This is a genomic window from Type-A symbiont of Plautia stali, assembly GCF_059731155.1.
In genome coordinates, this window is record NZ_AP035891.1 from 1,506,071 (window position 1) to 1,528,167 (window position 22,097).

Annotated in this window: 17 protein-coding genes and 10 pseudogenes; 14 read left to right on the top strand and 13 right to left on the bottom strand. The window is 58.3% G+C overall.

The window, feature by feature from the left end; genetic code table 11:
- Positions 1–87: 87 nt before the first annotated feature.
- Positions 88–1,071: an arabinose ABC transporter substrate-binding protein gene (locus AC6I8M_RS08135; protein WP_010618944.1), complete on the bottom strand. Its 984-nt coding sequence runs from the start codon at positions 1,069–1,071 to the stop codon at positions 88–90.
- A 34-nt stretch (positions 1,072–1,105) separates the two neighbouring features.
- Between AC6I8M_RS08135 and AC6I8M_RS08140 the strand changes: the two are divergent.
- Together AC6I8M_RS08140 and araA are read left to right on the top strand one after the other, a co-directional pair.
- Positions 1,106–1,820, top strand: a pseudogene (locus AC6I8M_RS08140) (ribulokinase); the annotation flags it as partial.
- Positions 1,810–2,982 (top strand): annotated as a pseudogene (gene araA, locus AC6I8M_RS08145) (L-arabinose isomerase); the annotation flags it as partial. The pseudogenes AC6I8M_RS08140 and araA, both read left to right, overlap by 11 nt.
- Before the next feature lie 498 nt (positions 2,983–3,480).
- Here araA and AC6I8M_RS08150 read toward each other — a convergent pair.
- The 5 genes and pseudogenes from AC6I8M_RS08150 to AC6I8M_RS08170 form a co-directional block, all read right to left on the bottom strand.
- Positions 3,481–4,011, bottom strand: a pseudogene (locus AC6I8M_RS08150) (ABC transporter permease subunit); the annotation flags it as partial.
- Positions 3,998–4,735: pseudogene (locus AC6I8M_RS08155) on the bottom strand (ABC transporter permease); the annotation flags it as partial. The pseudogenes AC6I8M_RS08155 and AC6I8M_RS08150, both read right to left, overlap by 14 nt.
- Positions 4,728–4,949, bottom strand: a pseudogene (locus AC6I8M_RS08160) (sugar ABC transporter ATP-binding protein); the annotation flags it as partial. The pseudogenes AC6I8M_RS08155 and AC6I8M_RS08160, both read right to left, overlap by 8 nt.
- A 71-nt stretch (positions 4,950–5,020) precedes the next feature.
- Positions 5,021–5,738, bottom strand: a pseudogene (locus AC6I8M_RS08165) (ABC transporter substrate-binding protein); the annotation flags it as partial.
- Positions 5,739–6,002: 264 nt separating this feature from the next.
- Positions 6,003–6,410, bottom strand: coding sequence for a hypothetical protein (locus tag AC6I8M_RS08170; protein ID WP_058948708.1), 408 nt, complete (start codon positions 6,408–6,410; stop codon positions 6,003–6,005).
- Between AC6I8M_RS08170 and ydgT the strand changes: the two genes are divergently transcribed.
- The 9 genes and pseudogenes from ydgT to nth all read left to right on the top strand — a co-directional run bounded on the left by ydgT (position 6,409) and on the right by nth (position 13,422).
- Positions 6,409–6,624 (top strand): transcription modulator YdgT, encoded by a 216-nt coding sequence (gene ydgT / locus AC6I8M_RS08175; RefSeq protein ID WP_010618950.1) that lies wholly within the window; start codon positions 6,409–6,411, stop codon positions 6,622–6,624. The two genes, AC6I8M_RS08170 and ydgT, sit on opposite strands and share 2 nt — an antisense overlap.
- A gap of 110 nt (positions 6,625–6,734) precedes the next feature.
- A pseudogene (locus AC6I8M_RS08180) lies at positions 6,735–7,177 on the top strand (DUF2569 domain-containing protein).
- A gap of 123 nt (positions 7,178–7,300) precedes the next feature.
- The gene (rsxA, locus tag AC6I8M_RS08185) at positions 7,301–7,882 is read left to right on the top strand and encodes an electron transport complex subunit RsxA (protein WP_010618951.1); all 582 of its coding nucleotides are present in this window, start codon (positions 7,301–7,303) and stop codon (positions 7,880–7,882) included.
- A gap of 1 nt (position 7,883) precedes the next feature.
- Positions 7,884–8,462: an electron transport complex subunit RsxB gene (rsxB, locus tag AC6I8M_RS08190; protein ID WP_010618952.1), complete on the top strand. Its 579-nt coding sequence runs from the start codon at positions 7,884–7,886 to the stop codon at positions 8,460–8,462.
- On the top strand, positions 8,455–10,401 hold the full coding sequence (rsxC, locus tag AC6I8M_RS08195) for an electron transport complex subunit RsxC (RefSeq protein ID WP_010618953.1): 1,947 nt from the start codon (positions 8,455–8,457) through the stop codon (positions 10,399–10,401). The genes rsxB and rsxC overlap by 8 nt, the downstream gene beginning before the upstream one ends.
- On the top strand, positions 10,402–11,460 hold the full coding sequence (rsxD, locus tag AC6I8M_RS08200) for an electron transport complex subunit RsxD (protein ID WP_010618954.1): 1,059 nt from the start codon (positions 10,402–10,404) through the stop codon (positions 11,458–11,460).
- Positions 11,461–11,462: 2 nt separating this feature from the next.
- A complete protein-coding gene (gene rsxG, locus AC6I8M_RS08205) occupies positions 11,463–12,095 on the top strand; it encodes an electron transport complex subunit RsxG (RefSeq protein ID WP_010618955.1) in 633 nt (210 codons plus the stop codon).
- Positions 12,092–12,793 carry an electron transport complex subunit E gene (locus AC6I8M_RS08210; RefSeq protein WP_058948709.1) on the top strand — a complete coding sequence of 234 codons (702 nt, stop codon included), beginning with the start codon at positions 12,092–12,094 and terminating at the stop codon, positions 12,791–12,793. The genes rsxG and AC6I8M_RS08210 overlap by 4 nt, the downstream gene beginning before the upstream one ends.
- Positions 12,790–13,422, top strand: a complete 633-nt coding sequence (gene nth, locus AC6I8M_RS08215; protein ID WP_010618956.1) for an endonuclease III — start codon at positions 12,790–12,792, stop codon at positions 13,420–13,422. The genes AC6I8M_RS08210 and nth overlap by 4 nt, the downstream gene beginning before the upstream one ends.
- 52 nt (positions 13,423–13,474) lie before the next feature.
- Here the strand turns inward: nth and AC6I8M_RS08220 are convergent, their stop codons facing one another.
- Positions 13,475–14,161 (bottom strand): CTP synthase C-terminal region-related (seleno)protein, encoded by a 687-nt coding sequence (locus tag AC6I8M_RS08220; protein ID WP_010618957.1) that lies wholly within the window; start codon positions 14,159–14,161, stop codon positions 13,475–13,477.
- Between the two features lie 663 nt (positions 14,162–14,824).
- Between AC6I8M_RS08220 and AC6I8M_RS08225 the strand changes: the two are divergent.
- Both AC6I8M_RS08225 and gstA read left to right on the top strand, forming a co-directional pair.
- Positions 14,825–15,680 (top strand): annotated as a pseudogene (locus AC6I8M_RS08225) (oligopeptide:H+ symporter); the annotation flags it as partial.
- The gene (gstA, locus tag AC6I8M_RS08230; RefSeq protein WP_498013802.1) at positions 15,669–16,274 is read left to right on the top strand and encodes a glutathione transferase GstA; all 606 of its coding nucleotides are present in this window, start codon (positions 15,669–15,671) and stop codon (positions 16,272–16,274) included. The pseudogene AC6I8M_RS08225 and the gene gstA, both read left to right, overlap by 12 nt.
- Before the next feature lie 67 nt (positions 16,275–16,341).
- On the opposite strand, the pseudogene pdxY reads toward gstA, so the two are convergent.
- From pdxY to anmK, 5 genes and pseudogenes are all read right to left on the bottom strand, one after another.
- A pseudogene (gene pdxY, locus AC6I8M_RS08235) lies at positions 16,342–17,179 on the bottom strand (pyridoxal kinase PdxY).
- A 53-nt stretch (positions 17,180–17,232) separates the two neighbouring features.
- A complete protein-coding gene (gene tyrS, locus AC6I8M_RS08240) occupies positions 17,233–18,507 on the bottom strand; it encodes a tyrosine--tRNA ligase (protein ID WP_010618963.1) in 1,275 nt (424 codons plus the stop codon).
- 139 nt (positions 18,508–18,646) lie between these two features.
- On the bottom strand, positions 18,647–19,303 hold the full coding sequence (gene pdxH / locus AC6I8M_RS08245) for a pyridoxamine 5'-phosphate oxidase (RefSeq protein ID WP_010618964.1): 657 nt from the start codon (positions 19,301–19,303) through the stop codon (positions 18,647–18,649).
- A gap of 20 nt (positions 19,304–19,323) precedes the next feature.
- Positions 19,324–19,653: an MliC family protein gene (locus AC6I8M_RS08250; RefSeq protein WP_010618965.1), complete on the bottom strand. Its 330-nt coding sequence runs from the start codon at positions 19,651–19,653 to the stop codon at positions 19,324–19,326.
- Positions 19,654–19,662: 9 nt separating this feature from the next.
- Positions 19,663–20,786, bottom strand: a pseudogene (gene anmK / locus AC6I8M_RS08255) (anhydro-N-acetylmuramic acid kinase).
- A 284-nt stretch (positions 20,787–21,070) separates the two neighbouring features.
- Here anmK and slyB point away from each other — a divergent pair.
- Positions 21,071–21,538 carry an outer membrane lipoprotein SlyB gene (slyB, locus tag AC6I8M_RS08260; RefSeq protein ID WP_058948710.1) on the top strand — a complete coding sequence of 156 codons (468 nt, stop codon included), beginning with the start codon at positions 21,071–21,073 and terminating at the stop codon, positions 21,536–21,538.
- 40 nt (positions 21,539–21,578) lie between these two features.
- On the opposite strand, the gene slyA is transcribed toward slyB, so the two are convergent.
- The gene (gene slyA / locus AC6I8M_RS08265; protein WP_010618966.1) at positions 21,579–22,016 is read right to left on the bottom strand and encodes a transcriptional regulator SlyA; all 438 of its coding nucleotides are present in this window, start codon (positions 22,014–22,016) and stop codon (positions 21,579–21,581) included.
- Between the last annotated feature and the right edge of the window lie 81 nt (positions 22,017–22,097).

The following is a 22,097-nucleotide window of genomic DNA, read 5'->3' on the forward strand; positions in this document are numbered from 1 at the left end:
GAACTCCTCTGAGCCTCCATACTTCGCATCGTAGCGGCGTTGGCTGCCTGTTAATTAACATCACATTGAGGACGGCTTAAAACCGACTTACATCAGCCCTTTCTTCGCCAGCTCGGTTTTGAAATTGTCGCGGGTGATCAGCACCACGTCGGTCACTTCGGTGAATTTCGCTGGCTCCTGACCTTTGGTCACCCACTTGTAGAGCATTTCGCTGCTCTTATAGCCGTGCACGTCCGGGCTTGGCAGCAAAGAACCGTAGAAGCCGGTTGGCGCGCCCTTCGACAGCTCGCTTACCGCGTCCACCCCGTTGATGCCGATACCAATCACGTCCGGTGCCTTGAAGCCCTGGCCTTCGGTGGCGCGCACGCCGCCCAGCACGGTGTTATCGTTCATGCCGACAATCAGCCAGTGCTTCACTTCCGGATGCTGCACCAGCAGCGAGTTACCGGCGTCAAACGCGCCCGGGATATCGTTAGATTTGGTCGGCACCTGATAAATCTGTTTCTCCGGGAAGCCGGCCGCTTTCAGCGCTGCCATCGAGCCACCGGTGCGGCGGCGCGCGGTATCCAGTTCGTTAGCAGTAATCGCCATCACGGCGGTTTGCTTCACATCCCAGCCGCGTTTCTGCATCTCTTTGTACAGCTCCTGCCCCTGACGCTCGCCGATTTTGGTCGCCGCCATCATCACCAGCGGTACGGTATCCATCGGCTTGCCTTTGGCGGTGACAAACTGGTCATCCACGGCAATCACTTTCAGGTCATAGCTGCGTGCTTTGCCGACGATGGCCGAGCCCAGCTTGGGATCCGGGGTACAAATGACAAAGCCTTTGGCGCCGCTCGCCGCCAGGCTATCGATAGCGTTCAGGGTTTTTTCACCGTCCGGCACGGCAATTTTAATCACTTCAAAGCCGAGATCTTTGCCGGCCTTATCGGCGAATTTCCACTCGGTCTGGAACCAGGGTTCCTCCGGCTGTTTGACGAGAAAACCGAGCTTCATGGTCTCGGCGATAGCGGATTGTGACATAAGCGCGGCGAGGCCTGCGGCCGCCAGTGCTTTAGTGAATTTATGCATGATGCTCTCCGGCACAATGGTGTTTTATCGCTATTATATTGATGCGCTGGAACAGGCGATCGTCAGCGTGGTGCAGGCGTTAACCCCGGCACAGCGCGCCGCGGTGGTGGGCATTGGCGTCGATTCTACCGGCTCGACGCCGGCCCCCATTGATCGCGACGGTAACGTCCTCGCGCTGCGTCCGGAATTCGCCAGCAATCCCAACGCTATGTTTGTGCTGTGGAAAGATCACACCGCCATAGAAGAAGCCGAAGAGATCAACCGCCTGTGCCGCAGCGGCCAGTTCACCGACTATACCCGCTACATCGGCGGCGTTTACTCCTCCGAATGGTTCTGGGCCAAAATTTTGCACGTGTCGCGTGCCGATGCCGCGGTGCGTGAGGCGGCGGTTTCGTGGGTAGAGCTGTGCGACTGGGTGCCCGCACTGCTGAGCGGCACCACCGCACCGGCCGAACTGCGGCGCGGACGCTGTGCCGCCGGGCACAAATCATTGTGGCATTCGGAGTGGCAGGGTTTACCGCCGGCGGCGTTCTTTCGCGCGCTCGATCCCATGCTGGTGGAACAGCTCGATTCGCCGCTGTTCAGCGATACCTTTACCGCCGATGTGCCGGTCGGCACGCTGTCCGGCGAATGGGCGCAAGCGCCTCGGCCTGTCAGAACAGGTGGTGCTGTCCGGTGGCGCCTTTGACTGCCACATGGGCGCGGTTGGTGCGGGCGCACAGCCGTACACGCTGGTGAATTCCGTGGGACAGCATGGACATGGACTTTATGAACCTGAACCAGACCGCGCACGGCGGCCGTGAGTTCGGCTTCATTGGCGCGCGCATGGGTCTGCAGCACAGCGTGGTGACCGGTCACTGGCAGGATAAAACCAGCCAGCAGCGTATCGCACGCTGGGTCAATGCCGCCCTGGCGAAGCAGGCCAGCCAGCAGCTGAAAGTGGCGCGCTTCGGTGACAATATGCGCGAAGTGGCGGTCACCGAAGGCGATAAAGTGGCAGCGCAGATTCAGTTTGGCTATGCGGTTAACGGCTGGGGCGTCGGCGATCTGGTTGAGGTGGTGAACAGCGTCAGCGACGGTGATGTCAACGCGCTGGTCGACGAATACGAGAGCCAGTATCTGTTCAGCGCAGCGGCGTCTGTAAACGGCGATAAGCGGCAGAATGTGCTGGATGCCGCGCGTATCGAGCTGGGCCTGAAGCGCTTCCTCGATGGCGAAGGCTGCAAAGCCTTTACCACCAATTTCCAGACGCTGCACGGTATGACGCAGCTGCCCGGTCTGGCGGTACAGCGCCTGATGGCTCAGGGCTACGGTTTCGCCGGTGAAGGCGACTGGAAAACCGCCGCGCTGCTGCACATCCTGAAAGTGTAGGCCGGTAAGCGCGCAGGCGGCACCTCGTTTATGGAGGATTACACCTACAACTTCGCGCCGGGCAACGAGCTGGTGCTGGGCTCGCACATGCTGGAAGTGTGCCCGTCGATCGCCAAAGAGGAGAAGCCGCTGATCGATGTGCAGTTCCTCGGCATTGGCGGTAAAGCCGATCCGGCGCGTCTGATTTTCTCTACGCCGGCGGGTCGCGCGGTGAACGCCAACGTAATCGACATGGGCGACCGCTTCCGTCTGCTGGTCAACGTGGTCGATACCATTGAACAGCCGCAGGCGCTGCCGAAGCTGCCGGTGGCACGTGCGCTGTGGCGCGCGCAGCCGTCGCTGGCCACCGCTTCTGAAGCGTGGATCCTGGCGGGCGGCGCGCACCATACGGTGTTCAGCCAGGCGCTGGATGTTGAGGATATGTACCTGTACGGCGAACTGCACGGCATTGAAGTGCTAGTGATTGATGACGAGACGCGCCTGCCGGCATTCAAAGATGCGCAGCGCTGGAACGACGCGTATTACCGCCTGAAACGTTAATAGCCTGAGATGTTGAAGTAAGCCGCGAGTGTGTCGCGGCTTTTTTTATGGCTAAAAACGTGCGCGCCAATCAACAAAGGTGGGCGTTACGTAAAGCCGGCGTGAATACCTCCCTGTAGCCTCGGCCGCCGCATCCCTGCGGCGTACGCTTTACGCCACTGCCCGCCTTTGTTTCCTTTATATTCGTGTGCTGCGAGTGGTCAGATTTAAACGCCGCGCAGCGCATAAATGACCGCGATGAACAACTTAACTGCCCCATAACGGCCAGCCCGAAGCGCAAAGCGTCCGCGCCAGGGATGGCGCGGCCGATCGGCATGGATGCGGGGTTTCTTTGCGATCGGGCTGGCCTTTGTGGGGCCGGGCACCCGATTTACAGCAGCCCCACCAAACATTCACGACTCTGAGCGCTAAAACTGCAAACCCCACCAAACATCCACGACTCTGAGCACCAAAAAAAAGTTGCGCCAATTTGCGCACCTCTCAACACTCGCAGGCCACTCACGACGACGACGTTAAACGCTTAACCGGCGCGTTCTGCTGGCGGTCCCACATCACCGTCAGCAGACGCTGCAGCGCGATGAAGGCAAACAGCAGGATACCGATGGCGATTTTGGTCCACCACGAACTCAGCGTGCCGTCGAAGTTAATCCATGTCTGAATCAACCCCTGAATCAGCCCCCCGAACAGCGTACCCAGCACCGTACCGACGCCACCCGACAGCAGCGTGCCGCCAATCACCACCGAAGCAATGGCATCCAGCTCGACGCCCAGCCCGGCCAGCGCGTAGCCGGCAGAGGTGTAAATGGAAAATACGATGCCTGCCAGTGTCGCCAGCGTGGTATACAGCGGATGATCGATAGGAATCGAGTTCTCCGACACCAGATAGCTGCAGCCGCGCAGGAAAAACATCCCGGCGAGCGTGATGATAAAGGCCGGGATTTTTAATGCATCAATCAGCCAGCCCATCATGGCGCCGAACAGTGCGCCTGCCGCCAGAATCAATGCAAAGGCCAGCAGCGGATCGACATAGCCCGGCTACCGCCGCACATACGCCGCTGATGGCATAGGTGGACATCACCACCAGCCAGCCGGTCACCCCGGCATTGCGCGCCGCGCGCAGGTTGATGCCTACAGCTTCGATGAACAGGCCAAGCGCGGTTTTGCGCGTCAGCAGCCACACCGCCACGGCCATCAGCAGGGTAATCCACACCGGTACCGGCAGCAGCCACAGCGAACCGCTGCCAAACCACGCGAGGCTGTCACTGTTAAAGGTGACGATTTGTCCCTGGGTGATCAGCTGCGCGATGCCGCGCCCGGCCACCATCAGAATCAGCGTGGCGACAAACGGCTGAATCTTCAGCAGGGCCACCAGCACGCCGTTCCACAAGCCGCACAGCAGCCCGGTACCGAGCGTGGCCAGAATAATAAAACTCAGGCTGTGCCCCGCCACCGTCAGCGTCGCCGCCGTCGCACCGGCTATCGCCATCACCGCGCCCACCGACAGATCGATCCCGCCGGTGGCGATCACCAGCGTCATACCAATCGCCAGCAGCGCGACCGGTGCGGCGCGGTTGAGAATGTCAATCGGGCTGCCGAACAGCCGGCCATCCTGAATGTGAATAGCAAAAAAGTTATTTGCCACCAGGCTGTCGATCAGCAGCACCAGAATCAGCGCGACGATCTGCGGCATGCCCGGCGGCAGCTTCGGCTTCCGCCGTTCCGGTTTTTCGTGTGTCATAGGCGATTCAAGCATGTTGTGCTCCTCCGTCCGCGATGGAGTTGACGATCGACGCCACCGACAGCTGCTCCAGCGGAGTTTCGGCGACCTGCTTCAGATCGCGCATGATCAGCACGCGATCGGCATAGCCCAGAAGCTCTTCCAGTTCAGAGGAGATGACCAGCAGCGCCAGTCCGTCGGCGCACAGGGATTCAATCAGCCAAATGATCTCGGTGTGGGCACCCACGTCGCTTGCGATCGATCATGCCGAAGCGGCGAGGCTCGCGGCCAATGTAGAGGTTATCCGCCACCGACATAGCCCCCCGGTTTCAGGCCGGCTTCTTTAATCGCCTGGATGGCACCGATCGCCATGTCGTCGTTGTACGCATACACCATGCAGATGTTTTTGCCGTTGTTCTCCGCTTTGATGAAGCTCTCCATCACCTCTTTACCCTTACTACGGGTAAAGTCACCGGACTGCGAGCGAATCACTTTGATGTTGTTGTGGCCGGCGATGGCTTCGGCAAAGCCTTTCTTACGGTCGATCGCCACGCTGGCACCGACGGTGCCCTGCAGTTCCACCACGTTACACTGCTTGTCACCGACGGTTTTCACCAGCCAGTCACCAATCAGTTTGCCTTCCAGCACGTTGTCGGCCGTCACCACCGCCATGTACAGCGATTTATCTTTCACCACGATGGCGCGATCCAGCAGGAACACCGGGATTTTGGCGTCTTTGGCCTCTTCCAGCACCGGTTCCCAGCCGGTTTGCACCACTGGCCCGATGAAGATGGCGTCAATGCCCTGAGCGATAAACGAGCGCACCGCTTTGATCTGGTTCTCCTGCTTCTGCTGACCATCGGCAATTTTCAGGGTGATACCGCGTTTTTGCGCTTCACTATTCTGCCACGTTGGTTTCGGCTGAACGCCAGCCGGATTCAGAACCGACCTGCGAGAAGCCCGCCGTCATGTCGGCAGCCAGAACCGATGTGCTGAGTGCAGCGCTGACCATGGTGGTCAAGAGTAAACGTTTCCACATAATTTTCATTCCTCTGAAGGGAGTGTGCTGTAGGGGTACAAACGCGCTTCAAGCCTGGCGCAATTGCGCTAAAACAAGCGCGACACACCTCACAAAACAGAATGAATTAAAGGGGTTACGCGTATCAGCCTGCCAGAGGGGGGGCGTCGTATGGACAAAATACCTGACTTTATGGCAGCGGAGGTTAAATAACTGTAATAAACAGAAGCGGTTATGACGGCAGGCACTGGAAACGATTACAACGGACACGTAAAGAATGGTTATTCATGCGGGCAGCAGGCAATGTTCTGTTTTGTGATAGTTCGCACACTTGCAATTTGACGTTTCATCACAGCTGCCCCCTTGTGCGTCACCCGTTACAGATAAATCGCTTTTTAGCGCCTGCTGCGCGTCAAAATAAGCGACCTGAAAGTGGTAAAAATAGCGTCTCAAATACGGGTTAAGACGCCTGTTAAATTTTCTCACCAGCCCCCGGCTAACGGGGCCGAAAACGCGCCTGACGCGCAGAAAAATGCGCGTTAAAAAAGATAAAAGCGTAAAAAAGTCCCTTTTGATGAGCGAATTAGCGCCCGTTGTCTGAATTTTGAATTTTTTTAACCACGGTGTCTGGACTCTGACCGCGTGCTCCCTATACTTGAGCACTTCCCCGTTCTTTATTTTTATGGCAATCATGACTGCGCTCGATTACCTGCTGAAATTTCGTAAAGTGAATAATCTTGAGAGTCTGGAAAAACTCTACGATCACCTCAATTATTCGCTCACTGATGATAACGAGATCATCAATATGTACCGCGCCGCCGATCACCGCCGTGCTGAACTCGCCTCAGGTGGCCGTCTGTATGACCTCGGCTGTGTGCCGAAGTCCGTCTGGCGCTACGTGGTGTAAAGCGCGCTTATCTCTGTTTCTGCCCCTATTGCGCTGTCCGAATCGGGCGTGACCCGTTTGGACATGGTACGCTCTGCCTCGTCTTTTTTGCTTACATCAGGATGAATAACATGTCCGAATCGGTAAACCCGCCGCGTATTGCCGGCTGGCTGCTGCTGCCGCTGGCCTGGCTGATTATGACGATGCTGACCAGCGCACTGGTGGTGGCGCTCTATCTGCGGCCGCTGTTTGACACTGAACTGCGCAACACGCTGTTTTCTCACGCCAGTATTTTAATGACGCAGTGGCTGGTGTCTTTACTCACCGCCGCCTCGGTGTGGCTGTACAGCATCTGGGTGTGCTGGATCTTTTGTCAGCGATCGCGCCGTCTGCCACGTCACTACATCTCTGGCTGCTGATTACCGTATTGCTGGCGCTGAAAACCTTCGCTTTTACGCCGGTGGCCGATGGGAAAGCTATCCAGACACTGCTGCTGGCCCTGCTCTCGGCGGCAGTCTTTGTGCCCTACTTCAAACGCTCGCAGCGGGTAAAACAGGCCTTTATTCAGCCCTGATGACGTACTTTTCGTCAGGAATTTAATTCTGAGTGCTCTCAGCCAGCGCACGAATCGCACAAAGGTTGAGATGCACCTCTCAATTCCGGATAATAAACGCCTTTCGGCTTCCCAGGTTAAAAAATGACCGATTACTTACTGCTCTTTATTGGCACCGTGCTGGTGAACAACTTCGTGTTGGTCAAATTCCTCGGCCTTTGCCCTTTTATGGGCGTGTCAAAAAAACTGGAAACGGCCATTGGCATGGGACTTGCCACCACGTTCGTCATTACTCTGGCGTCGATTTGCGCCTGGCTGGTGAATCACCTGATTCTGCTGCCGCTCGATCTGGTGTACCTGCGTACCATGGCCTATATCCTGGTGATTGCGGTGGTGGTGCAGTTCACCGAAATGGTGGTGCGTAAAACCAGCCCGTCGCTGTATCGCCTGCTCGGTATCTTTTTGCCGCTGATCACCACCAACTGCGCGGTGCTGGGCGTGCCGCTGCTGAGCGTCAACCTCAACCACACTTTCCTGCAGGCGGCGCTGTACGGCTTTAGTGCGTCACTCGGCTTTTCGCTGGTGATGGTGCTGTTCGCTGGCATGCGTGAACGTCTGGTGCTGGCCAACGTGCCGGCACCGTTCAAAGGAAACTCTATTGCCCTGATTACCGCTGGCCTGATGGCGCTGGCGTTCATGGGCTTTACCGGTCTGGTGAAATTCTGATATGACCGCGATTTGGATTGCTATTGCTGTTCTGGCGGCGCTGGCACTGGTGTTTGGTGCCCTGCTGGGCTACGCCTCGCGCCGCTTTGAAGTAGAAAAAGACCCGATTGTTGAGCAGATCGATGCGATTCTGCCGCAGAGCCAGTGCGGTCAGTGTGGCTATCCCGGCTGCCGTCCTTACGGCGATGCTGTAGGCAATAACGGTGAAGCCATTAACAAATGTGCGCCGGGCGGCGAACAGACCATGCTGAAGCTGGCCGAACTGCTCAACGTTGAACCGCAGCCGCTGGACGGCGGCGCGGAAGTGCTGACACCGGTTCGCACCGTGGCGTGGATTGACGAAGCCAACTGCATTGGCTGCACCAAATGTATTCAGGCTTGCCCGGTTGACGCCATTGTTGGCGCGACGCGCGCCATGCATACCGTGCTGAGCGATGTCTGCACCGGCTGCGACCTGTGCGTCGCGCTCTGTCCCACCGACTGTATTGAGATGCGTCCGGTTGCCACCACCACGGCCAACTGGAAGTGGGATCTCGACACCATACCTGTACGGGTGATCCCGGTAGAACATCATGCTTAATCTGTTATCGCTGCTGCGCAAAGAGAAGCTGTGGGATTTCGCAGGCGGGATTCACCCGCCGGAAATGAAAACCCAGTCCAGCGGCACGCCGCTCAGCCAGCTCCCGCTGCCTGAACAGTTCATTATTCCGTTGAAACAGCATATTGGCCACGAAGGCGAAATCTGTGTGGCGCCGGGTGATAAGGTGCTGCGCGGCCAGCCGCTGACCTTTGGCAGCGGCAGGATGCTGCCAGTGCACGCGCCCACTTCCGGCACCATTGAAGCCATCGCGCCACACATGACGGCGCACCCTTCCGGCCTGTCCGAGCTGTGCGTATTCCTGCGCGCCGATGGCGAAGACCGCTGGATGCCGCTCGATCCGCAGCCGGACTATCGAGCTCTGGGTCGGGACGCGGTAGTGAAACGCATCCACGATGCCGGTATTGCAGGCCTTGGCGGCGCGGGCTTCCCGACCGCCACCAAACTGCGCGGCGGGCTGCGCGGAGTCAACACGCTGATCATCAACGCCGCCGAATGCGAACCTTACATCACGGCGGACGATCGCCTGATGCAGGATTGTGCAGCGGAAGTGCTGGAAGGCTGCCGCATCCTTGCCTGGGTGCTGCAGGCGGAGCGCGTGCTGATTGGCATTGAAGACAATAAGCCGGAGGCGATTGCCGCGCTGAAACAGGCGCTGGCGGGTGACCGCGAGCTGCAGCTGCGGGTGATCCCAACCAAATACCCTTCCGGTGGTGCCAAACAGCTGACCAAAATTCTCAGCGGGCGGGAAGTGCCGCACGGCGGACGCTCTACTGACATTGGCGTGCTGATGCAGAACGTCGGCACCGCCTGGGCGGTGAAGCGCGCCATTGTCGATGGCGAACCGATTACGGAGCGCGTGATGACGCTGACCGGCGAGGCCATTGCCCGGCCGCGTAATGTCTGGGGCCGTCTCGGTACCCCGGTAAGCCATCTGCTGCAACAGGTCGGTTTCACGCCGGGCGCGCGCCAGATGGTGATCATGGGCGGGCCGCTGATGGGCTTTACCCTGCCGTCCCTCAACGTGCCGGTAGTGAAGATCACCAACTGTATTCTGGCACCGTCGGCCAGCGAGATGGGGCAACCGCAGGAAGAACAGTCCTGCATTCGCTGCAGCGCCTGCGCTGACGTCTGTCCGGCAAAACTGCTGCCGCAGCAGCTGTACTGGTACAGCCTGGGTAGCGATCATGACAAAGCGCGTGCCCATCACATTGATGACTGCATTGAGTGCGGTGCCTGTGCGTATGTCTGTCCCAGTAATATTCCGCTGGTGCAGTATTACCGCCAGGAAAAAGCCGAACTGCGCGCCATCGATCTGGAAGCCAAGCGCACCGCCGAAGCCAAAGCACGCTTTGAAGCGCGTCAGGCACGCCTTGAGCGGGAAAAACTGGCGCGGGAAGCGCGCCACGAGCAGGCCAAACAGCGGATTGCGCGCAGCGATCAAGCCGAGCTGGAAGCGGCAACCGGGCGCGTGAAAGCGTGTCAGGCGAAGACGCCTGAGCAGGAAGCGGCAGAACGCGAAGCGCGCCATGCCCAGGCGCTGGCGCAGCAGGCCGAGAAGCAGGCTGAAACCGAACCGCTAAGCCGCCAGGCCATTGACTCGCGCAAGGCCGCCGTGGAAGCCGCCATTGCGCGTGCCAAAGCGAAAAAAGTGGCCGCGCCGGCACAGCCAGCCGCTGACACAACGTCCGCGGAAAGCGATCCGCGCAAAGCGGCGGTCGAAGCGGCTATTGCGCGCGCCAAAGCGAAGAAAGCCGCGGCCGCAGCGCAGCAGACAGATGACGTACCCGCCGCATCTTCTGAAGTGGAGGCCGCTGCCTCTCCTGACTCCGCCGACCCACGCAAAGCGGCGATTGCCGCAGCGGTCGCCCGTGCCAAAGCGCGTAAAGCGCAGCAGCAGCCTTCGACGACTGAGGACTAAATGGCTTTTCGTATTGCAAGTTCGCCTTATACCCATAACTGCCGCAGCACCGGTAACATCATGCTGCTGGTGGTGCTGGCCGCGCTGCCCGGCATGGCGGCACAGTGGTATTTCTTCGGCATCGGTTTCCTGATTCAGGTGCTGCTGGCGGTCGCTACCGCATGGATTACCGAGGGCGTGATTCTGCGCCTGCGTCACGCGCCGGTAGTGCCGACGCTGGCGGATAACTCTGCCCTGCTGACGGCGCTGCTGCTGGGCATCAGCCTGCCGCCGCTGGCGCCGTGGTGGCTGGTGGTGTTCGGTACCGTATTTGCCGTGGTTATCGCCAAGCAACTGTACGGCGGCCTCGGCCAAAACCCGTTCAATCCGGCCATGGTCGGTTATGTGGTACTGCTGATCTCCTTCCCGGTGCAGATGACCAGCTGGCTGCCGCCGGATGTACTGCAGGCCATCAAACTTAGCCTGATGGACTCACTCAGTATGATTTTTACCGGCCACACACTGGCCGGTGACACCATGCAGCAGTTGCAGCTGGGTGTGGATGGCGTGAGCCAGGCCACGCCGCTGGATACCTTTAAAACCGGCCTGCGCGCCGGGCACAGCGCCGAACAGCTGCTGGCCCAGCCGATTTACAGCGGCGTGCTGGCCGGCCTCGGCTGGCAATGGGTCAATCTCGGCTATCTGCTCGGCGGCATGCTGCTGCTGGCGAAGAACGCCATTCGCTGGCATATCCCGTTCAGCTTCCTGCTGTCGCTGGCGCTGTGCGCCACGCTCGGCTGGCTGTTCGCGCCGCAGTCGCTGAACTCGCCGCTGGTGCATCTGTTCTCCGGGGCGACCATGCTCGGTGCGTTCTTTATTGCCACCGATCCGGTCACCGCCTCCACCACCAACCGTGGCCGGCTGAATTACGGTGCGCTGATTGGCCTGCTGGTGTGGCTGATTCGCAGCTTCGGTGGCTATCCGGATGGCGTCGCCTTCGCGGTGCTGCTCGCCAACATCTGCGTGCCGCTGATTGACTACTACACGCAGCCGCGCGTGTATGGACATCGCAGGGATTGATGATGATCGAAACCATTCGTAAAAACGCGTTCACGCTGGGCATGTTTGCCGTAATCACCACCGGCGTGACGGCGGTGGTCAACTATGTCACCAAACCTACGGTCGATCACCAGACCGCGCTGCAGCAGAAAAACCTGCTCGACCAGGTAGTGCCAACCGATTTGTACGACAACAATATTCAGCAGGAGTGTCTGCTGGTGACTGATGCCCGCGCGCTCGGCAACGACAAACCGCATCATCTGTATGTGGCGCGCAAAGGGGATCAACCGGTGGCCGCCGCACTTGAGACCACAGCCCCCGACGGCTATTCTGGCGCGATACAGATGCTGGTCGGCGCCGATTTCCACGGCAAAGTGCTGGGCGTGCGCGTGGTTGAACATCATGAGACGCCGGGTCTGGGTGATAAAATTGAGCTGCGAATTTCCGACTGGATCAACAGTTTTAACGGCAAAGTGGTGCACGGTGCCGACGATAAAGCCTTTGCCGTGAAAAAAGACGGTGGCGAATTTGACCAGTTTACCGGCGCTACCATCACGCCGCGCGCGGTGGTCAACGCCACCAAACGCACGGCGCTACTGATTGAAACGCTGCCAGCGAAGCTCGCTTCGCTGCCTGAATGTGGAGATGCACCATGAGTGAAGCGAAAAATTTACTGATTGGCGGACTGTGGAAGAACAACTCGGCGCTGGTGCAGCTGCTGGGGCTCTGTCCGCTGCTGGCGGTGACCTCAACCGCCACTAACGCACTGGACCTTGGACTGGCGACCACGCTGGTACTGACCATCACCAACAGTGCGATTTCCGCTTCGCGCCGCTGGGTGCCGGGTGAAATTCGTATTCCTATCTACGTGATGATCATCGCCTCGGTGGTGAGCTGCGTGCAGATGCTGATCAACGCCTATGCCTATGGCCTGTATCAGTCGCTGGGCATCTTTATCCCGCTGATCGTCACCAACTGCATTGTGGTGGGACGTGCGGAAGCGGTGGCGTCGAAAAGCAGTATTCCCCTCTCCGCGCTAGATGGCTTTGCCATCGGCATGGGCGCAACCTGCACGATGGTGACGCTGGGTTCGATTCGTGAACTGATCGGTAACGGCACGCTGTTCAATGGCGCTGACCAGCTGCTGGGGCCATGGGCTAAAGCGCTGCGCATTGAAGTGGTACATTTTGATTCACCGATGCTGCTGGCGATGCTGCCGCCGGGTGCGTTTATCGGCCTCGGCATGCTGCTGGCCGGCAAATACCTGATCGATCAAAAAATGAAGCAGCGCGCCGCACGTCAGCTGGACGCTTCTGCTGCCGCGCCGCAGGGCGAAACCGGGAATGCTGTGTGAATAAGGATAAACGCCTGCAGATCCTCACGCGGCTGCGTGACGCCAATCCCCATCCGACCACCGAACTGAATTTCAGCTCACCGTTTGAGCTGCTGATCGCTGTGCTGCTGTCGGCACAGGCAACCGATGTCAGCGTCAATAAAGCCACCGCCAGACTTTATCCGGTGGCCAATACGCCAGCGGCAATGCTGGCGCTAGGCGTGGAAGGCGTTAAAGAGTACATCAAGACCATTGGCCTGTTTAACAGTAAAGCGGAAAACGTCATCAAAATCTGCCGCATCCTGCTGGAGCAGCACGGCGGTGTGGTGCCGGAAGACCGCGCGGCACTGGAAGCCCTGCCCGGCGTCGGGCGTAAAACCGCCAACGTGGTGCTCAATACAGCCTTTGGCTGGCCCATCATTGCCGTGGATACCCACATTTTCCGCGTCAGCAATCGCACCCGCTTTGCGCCGGGTAAAAACGTTGAGGAAGTGGAGCAGAAGCTGCTCAAAGTGGTGCCCGCCGACTTTAAGGTTGACTGCCATCACTGGCTGATTCTGCACGGTCGCTACACCTGCGTGGCGCGTAAACCGCGCTGCGGCTCCTGCCTGATTGAAGATTTGTGTGAGTTCACGGAAAAGACCGACTGATCGATGATCGGTAACGGCGCGACGCTGCGCGCCGTGCATCTCTTATTAACCGTTATCGCGCCGCCTGCAGCCACGCCACTACCAGCGGCGACAGCCGGTTTTGTAACGCGGCGCGTTCAGACTGGAACAGCGTGGCGACAAAGAACGGATGATCGGTCAGCTCTACCCCGCGCACATCCCCCTGCAGATCCCATGAGGTAATACGCAGATTGCGCGTGGCCAGCGCCTCGCTGAACTCAGCGTTAACGCCAAAGTTGCAGTGATAGCCTTCGTTACTCTGCAGCGCGCCGTAGGCCTGAGCAATACGCGAACCCAGCTCAAACGTCACCTCACCGCGCTGCTCGACCAGCGAGCAGGCCAGCGGCGCAATCACCCAGCGCGCGTCAGGGTCGGTCTCGGCATGGCCAGCATCCTCCCAGCCCAGCACATTGCGCGCGTACTCCACCACCGCATACTGAAAGCCGCCGCACGAGCCTAAAAAGGGTTTACCGCTTTCGCGCGCCCAGCGAATGACGTCGAACACGCCGGCATCATTCAGGTAGGGACTGCCAGGCACCACCCAGACGGCATCATAGTCGTGCAGACGCGGCAGATCGATTTCCGGCGTCGCGATCCTGTCGGCGGTTACGTTAAGTGAGAGAGAGGTTGCGGCAAGCTGAATAGCGGGTGGAATAGCCTGGTGCGCGACGGCACTGGCACGGTAATCGCCCACGAGAGCGACACGAACGGACTGCTTCATGATGAGTTCCTTGCAGAGAAAAAGCGAGGTTACAGCAATTTCTTCAGGCTGTCGAAGGGCTGGCGATCGGGTATCCATCATCCTCTGCATGGCGCAACAGGTCGCTGCTGCCGGGGTGCGTTGCAGAGCTTATATGATGAAAGCCGAGATTAAGTGGTGAAATTGTCGGCAAACGGAACAGAGGCAATCGTTTTCTTTTTTACATTTCTAATTAATTGATAATTTTGCGCGCAGGATCAACAAATTAGCCTGCGGAGAACCGTTAGCTGCTTATTGTGCTCAACAATCAGACAATTGCGCTTACTTCTCCGGCAAAAATCAGGGGATTCATCCATCTGAATGGGTTGGATAATATTATGTCCTGCTCAGAGCAGGAAAAGCAGTTTATCTCAGGAAAATCCATCAACCGATCTGCAACAAGAACAATTATCCTGCTATAATGTCGCGCGGTGATATTTAACACTGATTTACAAGTTATTATCCTGGTTATAACCCTGTCTGTAACAAGTATTTCAGCGTGCAGAAAATGCTTGCCCTGTTGGCCTGATTCAGCCAAATTAGGCGCCGTTTTTCCTTTCTAATAACAATGTTGCGCGGGATCACCCAGCCCGACGCAGACTTAATTCCTGTTGTAAAACAGGCGATGTATAAACTGAGGTATACGTGTCAACTGCAAACAAACACACTGATGAGGCGGTAAGCCTTAACGCCTTCCGTCAGCCGAAAGCGTTCTATTTGACTTCTCCATCGAACTGTGGGAGCGTTTTGGCTACTACGGTCTGCAAGCCATCATGGCGGTCTATCTGGTGAAACAGCTGGGGATGTCCGAAGCGGACTCCATCACCCTGTTCACCTCGTTCAGCGCACTGGTTTACGGCTTGGTTGCCATTGGCGGCTGGCTGGGCGACAAAGTGCTCGGCACCAAACGCGTGATCATTCTCGGCGTCATTGTGCTGGCGCTGGGCTATGCGATGATTGCCTTCTCCGGTCATGACACCACCATAGTGTATGTCGGCATGGCGACCATTGCCGTGGGTAGCGGGCTGTTCAAGGCTAACCCTTCTTCACTGCTGTCGACCTGCTACGAGAAAGACGATCCGCGCATCGACGATGCCTTCACCATGTTCTACATGTCGATCAACATCGGTTCGCTGTTCTCCATGATGCTAACCCCGTGGCTGGCGGCCAAATATGGCTGGGGCGCGGCGTTTTCGCTGTCGGTGGTGGGCCTGGTGATCACCTTGCTGAACTTCCTATTCTGCCAGCGCTTGGTGAAGAATTACGTCTCCAAACCAGACTTTGCGCCGCTGCAGGTCGGTAAGCTGCTGATGACCCTTGTCGGCGTGGTTGCGCTGATCGCGCTGGCCACCTGGCTGCTGCATCATCAGAGCATTGCCCGCATGACGCTGGGCGTGATCGCGATCGGTATCGTGCTGTGGTGTTTGCCAAAGAAGCCTTTGCGCTGCACGGCGCGGCACGCCGCAAAATGATCGTTGCATTCCTGCTGATGGTCGAAGCTTGTAAGCCCGGTGCCTGTTCGCTCTCGCCGCATATCGTTGCGCGTGAGTGCGGGCTGGATTTTACGCAGGTCAATGTCGATCTGCAGAAGAAAGTCACCGAGCGCGGAGAAGATTACTGGCAGATAAACCCCAAAGGACAGGTTCCCGCGCTGCAGTTTGATGACGGCAGCATAATGACGGAAGGCGTGGCGATTGTGCAGTATCTGGCGGATCTCAAGCCGGATCGCAATCTGCTGGCACCGACCGGCAGCCTGACGCGCTACCACACGCTGGAGTGGCTGAGCTACATCAGCAGCGAATTGCACAAAACCTTTTCCCCGCTGTTCCGTCCGGATACGCCGGAAGAGTACAAAGCCATAGTGCGTGCACAGCTGGAGCAGAAATTTCAGCGCGTTAACGACGCGCTGCAGGATAAACAGTGGCTGATGGGGTTACGCTTCACTGTCGCCGATGTCTATCTGTTTGTGGTTACGCGCTGGGCAAAAGCCATCAAACTGAATCTGGAAGGTTTGAGCGCGCTGGAGGCATGGTTTGCGCGGGTGGCCGCGCGGCCGGCGGTTCAGGCTGTACTGAAGGCTGAAGGTCTGGTCTGACGCGACAGGCCGGCGTGCTGGCCGGCCTGTTGATTAGCAGCGATTACAGCTGTTCTGCCGCAAAGTGCTACGTGGGTTGCGCAATCGCATCCTGCGCCGCCACCAGTTGCAGTTCATACTCGCCCATCTCGTGGGTTTTCAGTATCACTTCATATTACCGCCGCCGTCACATGTTCCAGCGCATCCTGCAGCGATTTGTCGTGCAGCAGGTCAACCAGCAACAGACCACTGGTCAGATCGCCAACCCCCACCGGCTGACGCACACCAAAATCCACCAGCGGACGGCTGATGTGCCAGCACTGATCGGCGGTGACCAGCAGCATTTCAAAGCGATCGCTGCGGCGTCCGGCGCGCGCCAGGTGTATCACCAGCACCACACGCGGCCCCTGCGCAATCAGCGCGCGGGCGGTAACCACCGCCTGTTCCACGTTAGCGACCGTCTGACCACTGAGCATCTCCAGCTCCAGCAGGTTCGGCGCGATAAGATCGCTGGCCGGCATCGCCTGCTTGCAATGAAACTCCGCCACGCCGGGCGTGACGATACAGCCTTTTTCCGGATGGCCCATCACCAGATCACAGAAATACCAGGCGTCAGGATTCGCCGCCTTCACCTGACGCACGATTTCCAGGATCTGTTCGCCCTGCTCCGCCGAGCCGAGATAGCCGCTCAGCACCGCATCACAGGTTTTCAGACGATCGATGGCGGCGATCCCGCTGACGATATCGGTCAGATGGGTGGCGGGCATGACGGTGCCGGTTCAGTGACCATACTGGGTGTGATTGGAAAACTGCACGGTGTTTAACGGCCAGACGTTGGCGCCCATGCGTCGCATCGGGAACTCGGCCGCGCTGTTACCGGCGTGGCCATAAACCACGTGAGACTGGATTGCGAGGATATTTTTCATTATTGCCCTGTACTGCTTGCCATAAAAAAGGGCCGGAGACCGGCCCTTGCACCTTACTGCCAGCTAATCAGGCAGTAGTGTTTTTTGCCGCGACGCAGCAGCGTGTAACGACCAAACAGTTTGTCGCTATCGCTGAAACGATACTCGGCATCAGACTGTTTTTCACCGTTGACTGACACCGCGTTGGAGCCAATCATGGTGCGCGCCTGGCCGCGTGACGGCACCAGTTCCGCCGCCACCAGCGCCTGTTGCAGATCGTCGTCCGCATTCAGGCTAATGGTCGGCATGCCATCCTGTGCCAGCTGCTCAAAGTCCGCTTCGGTCATGTCGCTCAGACTGCCGGAGAACAGGCTGTCGGTGATGCGCTTCGCCGCGCTCAGACCGCTTTGGCCGTGCACCAGACGCGTCACCTGCTCAGCCAGCACATACTGCGCGCGCGGCGCTTTGCCACTGTTTTTGTCTTCTTCTTCCAGCGCATTGATCTCCTCAATGCTCATGAAGGTGAAGAACTTCAGGAAGCGATAGACGTCCGCATCAGCGGTGTTGATCCAGAACTGGTAGAACTTGTACGGACTGGTTTTCTTCGCATCCAGCCATACCGCGCCACCTTCGGTTTTACCAAATTTGGTGCCGTCCGATTTGGTGATCAGCAGCACAGTCAGTCCCCACGCCTGCTGCTGGTGCAGACGACGCGTCAGATCGATGCCGGAGGTGATGTTACCCCACTGATCGGAGCCGCCAATCTGCAGCACCACGTCGTAGCGCTTGTTCAGTTCGGCAAAGTCGTAACCCTGCAGCAGGTTGTAGGAAAACTCGGTGTAGGAGATGCCCTGATCTTCACGGTTCAGGCGCATCTTCACCGCCTCACGGTTGATCATCTGGTTGACCGAGAAGTGCTTACCGATATCGCGCAGGAAGGTCAGCACGTTCATGCAGCCAAACCAGTCATAGTTGTTGGCCGCGATGGCGCTGTTGTCGCCGCAGTCAAAATCGAGGAAAGGCGCAACCTGTTTGCGAATCTTCTCTACCCACTCGTTAACGGTTTCCGTGGTGTTGAGTTTACGTTCGGCCGCTTTAAAGCTGGGATCGCCAATCAGGCCGGTGGCACCGCCGACCAAGGCCACCGGCTTGTGGCCGGCATCCTGGAAACGTTTCAGGCACAGCAGCGGCACCAGATGGCCCAAGTGCAAGCTATCAGCGGTGGGATCAAAGCCGCAATAGAGTGCAATTGGCCCCTGCGCCAGCCGCTCTGCTAACGCTTCCTCGTCCGTTACCTGGGCTACCAAGCCTCTCTCTTGCAATTGTTGTATCAGGTTACTGCTGGTCATCACTGACTCCAAATTGATCAGACTGCACCTATGCTGGTACACAGCTGTCCGCTGACGTGCGGATACGAAAAAAATGAGGGCTATAGCATAAAGCGCTGACGAGCCGTGCGCCAGCGCTGAAAGGGGATAAAACGCAGTTTTACGGTGCTAAACGGTCGATTGTCCAGCCGCTGCCATCACGCTGATAAAGGAAGCGGTCATGCAGGCGATGTTCGCCGCCCTGCCAGAACTCCATGGTGTGGAATCTGACGCGGAATCCGCCCCAGAAACTCGGCAGCGGCACTTCCCCCTGCTGAAACTTCTGCTTCAGCTCAAGGAATTTGCCCTCGAGCACGCCGCGCGCGGAAATCCGGCTCGACTGTTTCGATACCCAGGCGCCAATCTGGCTGTCTCGCGGACGGCTGTGGAAGTACTTCAGCACTTCCAGCGGCGACAGCTTCTCCACTTCGCCCAGCACCATCACCTGACGCTCAAGGAAGTGCCAGGGGAAATGCAGGGAAATGCGCGGATTGTCCGCCAGCTGCAGCGCTTTACGGCTGCCGAGGTTAGTGTAAAACACCATGCCCTGCTCATCGTAGTGTTTAAGCAGTACGATGCGCTGATAGGGCTGGCCGCTGCTGTCCACCGTCGCCACCGTCATGGCGGTGGGATCGGGCAGCTGCGCGGCGCATGCCTGCTGCAGCCACTGCTCAAACAACGCCAGAGGATTATCTGGCAAATCTTTGCGCCGCAGCCCGCCGCGCGTGTACTCCCGACGCAGGTGGGCAATTTGTTGCAAGCTGTCACTGTCGCTCATGCTGGTATCCCGGTTCTCTCTTACTGTGCGGAGGCATCCGCGTTCTGCAGTTTACAATCATTAATCACGATTTTATCGTTGCGTTCAACAAAGGCGCCATTGCCTTTTGACCAGAAAACGTAGGTCCCATCGCTGTAGCGCGCGCCGGAGGCAGACACCGTCTGAGTCAGCGTGAGCGGTTTGCCGTCCAGAATAAAGCTCACCTGCTGCTTCGCGTTGTCCAGGGTTACCGTCAGCGGCAGCGTGCCGCACTGGTAATGTAACGTCTCTGGCGCGGGTGCGGGTTTATGCCAGATACCACAGCCGCTGAGTAAGGTCAGGGTGCCGGCCAGCACGATCATCTTTTTCATGTTTGCTCCTTAACGTATTGCGTGGGGATTGGCGGGATAGATGGCGCCCAGCACGCTCATTTCGCGCGCGCCGGTCACCGCCGGCAAATTGCCAGGCAGCACCGGACAGGGTGCGGAACGCCAGCCAGGCAAAGGCCAGCGCCTCCATATCATCACCGCTGATACCGGCCTGATCGGTGGTGCCCACCTCGGTGCCAGACAGATGCGCTGCCAGCCGCGCCATCAGCAGCGGATTGCGACTGCCGCCGCCGCATACCAGCAGACAATCGCAGCCATCGTTAAGCTGAACCTAATGGGCGATGGTCAGCGCAGTCAGCTCGCACAGTGTTGCCTGCACATCCTGCGGGGCCAGCGCCGGAAAGCGCTGCAGCTGCTGTTCCACCCAGCCCAGGTTAAAGTATTCCCGACCGGTGCTTTTGGGTGGCGGCAGCGCAAACCACGGATCGCCGAGCATCTGCTCCAGCAGCGCGGGCACGACCTGGCCACTGCGCGCCCAGCCGGCATCTTTATCAAACGGCAGGCCTTTGTGGCGCCAGATCCACGCATCCATCAGCATATTGCCCAGCCCGGTATCAAAGCCACGCACCGGCTGACCCGGGATCAGCAGCGACAGATTCGCGATGCCGCCAATATTCAGCACCATGCGCCGTTCGACGCTGTCCATTAGCAACGCCTAGTGAAAAGGCGGTACCAGCGGCGCGCCCTGGCCGCCTAGCGCCATGTCGCGGCGGCGGAAATCGCCCACCACCGTGACGCCGGTCGCGGCAGCAATCTGGTTATTGTCGCCAATTTGCAGCGTATTCGGTGCCGCCGACTGCGGCTCGTGCCACACCGTCTGGCCGTGACAGCCAATCGCCATGATATCGCTGGCGCTCCAGCGCCTGCTGCTGCATCAGCGTCAGTACGGCTTCAGCAAACAGCTGGCCGAGCCGGGTATCGAGCTGACCGAGCTGCGACAGCGTCAGCGTCTGTCCCTGACAAATCGCCAGCACCTGCTGACGCAGCGCCAGTGGGATGGGATGGCAGTAGCTGGCCTGTTGCGCCACCATATGCTGGTCGATCGCGGCCAGCACGACGTCTACGCCGTCCAGGCTGGTGCCGGACATCACGCCGATATAGCGTCCTGATTTCATAGCGCTTCCTTACCCGTTTGCGGGCCTGCAATGCATCTGTGTTTAGCCTGGCAAATTACCGGGGCTAATTCTATGATAAATTTTCGCTTTTCAACTGCGCTGCGACACGCATTCCGGCAGCAAACTATTTTCACCCGGCAATTGAATTTTTGTTGATGGGCGGTGGTCTATGCTTCGGCTCAGCCGCATATTGTTCGGACATCGCGTCAATTGACCATTTCTGACTTATACTGTTGCAGTACAGGACGAGAATATGGCGTTTTTTTGCATTAAGGAGCTTTCTCATGATTAAGCGTTTCGTAGCCGTAGCCTTGGCGGGTATCACGCTGGCTGGCTGTGTTAATAACGATACCCTTTCCGGCGATGTTTACAGCGCCAGCGAAGCCAAGCAGGTCCAAAGCGTCTCATACGGTACGCTGGTATCCGTGCGTCCGGTAAAAATTCAGGGCGGCGATGACAGTAATGTGATCGGTGCCATTGGCGGTGCGGTGCTGGGTGGTTTCCTCGGTAACACCATCGGGGGCGGCGCGGGGCGCAGTCTGGCAACGGCCGGCGGTGCGGTACTGGGCGGCGTAGCCGGTCAGGGCGTGCAGGGTGCGCTCAACAAATCTGACGGCGTAGAGCTGGAGATCCGTAAGGATGACGGCAATACCATTATGGTGGTGCAGAAGCAGTCCGCCAGCCGTTACTCGGTCGGCCAGCGCGTTGTGATGGCCTCCAACGGCAGCCAGGTCACCGTCTTTCCGCGCTAAGCGCACAGATAAAAAAACCGACGCCAGTGCGTCGGTTTTTTTATTTCTCGCGGTTCTGCAACTCGAGAATGTTTTTTTCCAGCCGGGCAATCAGCGTCACCATCTGATTGATTTCTTCGAGGCTGATGCCGGAGAGGATGTCGTCACGCGTCGCGTCTATCACGTTTTCGACCTGCTCAATGATCGGCTCAGCCTGACGGGTCAGCTTAATGCGCTTGGCGCGGCGATCGTTAGCGCAGGTGGCGCGGGTGATGAGCCCCTTCTCTTCCAGCTGATCCAGCGTACGCACCAGCGACGGCTGCTCAATACCGATGGCTTTCGCCAGCTGAATCTGCGACTGCTCTGGCGGGAGTTGATGAATATTGTGCAACGTCACCCAGTGGGTTTGTGTCAACTCAAGCGGCTTCAGACGCTGGTCGATCAACGCGCGCCAGATGCGCACCAAGCGAGACAGATCTGTTCCAAGCGGCGTATCCATTTCATCTCCTTATAATTAGCTTGCTAGCTATCAAGCCAGATTTTACACTATTCTGCGAGTTTACAGGACAAATTACAAATC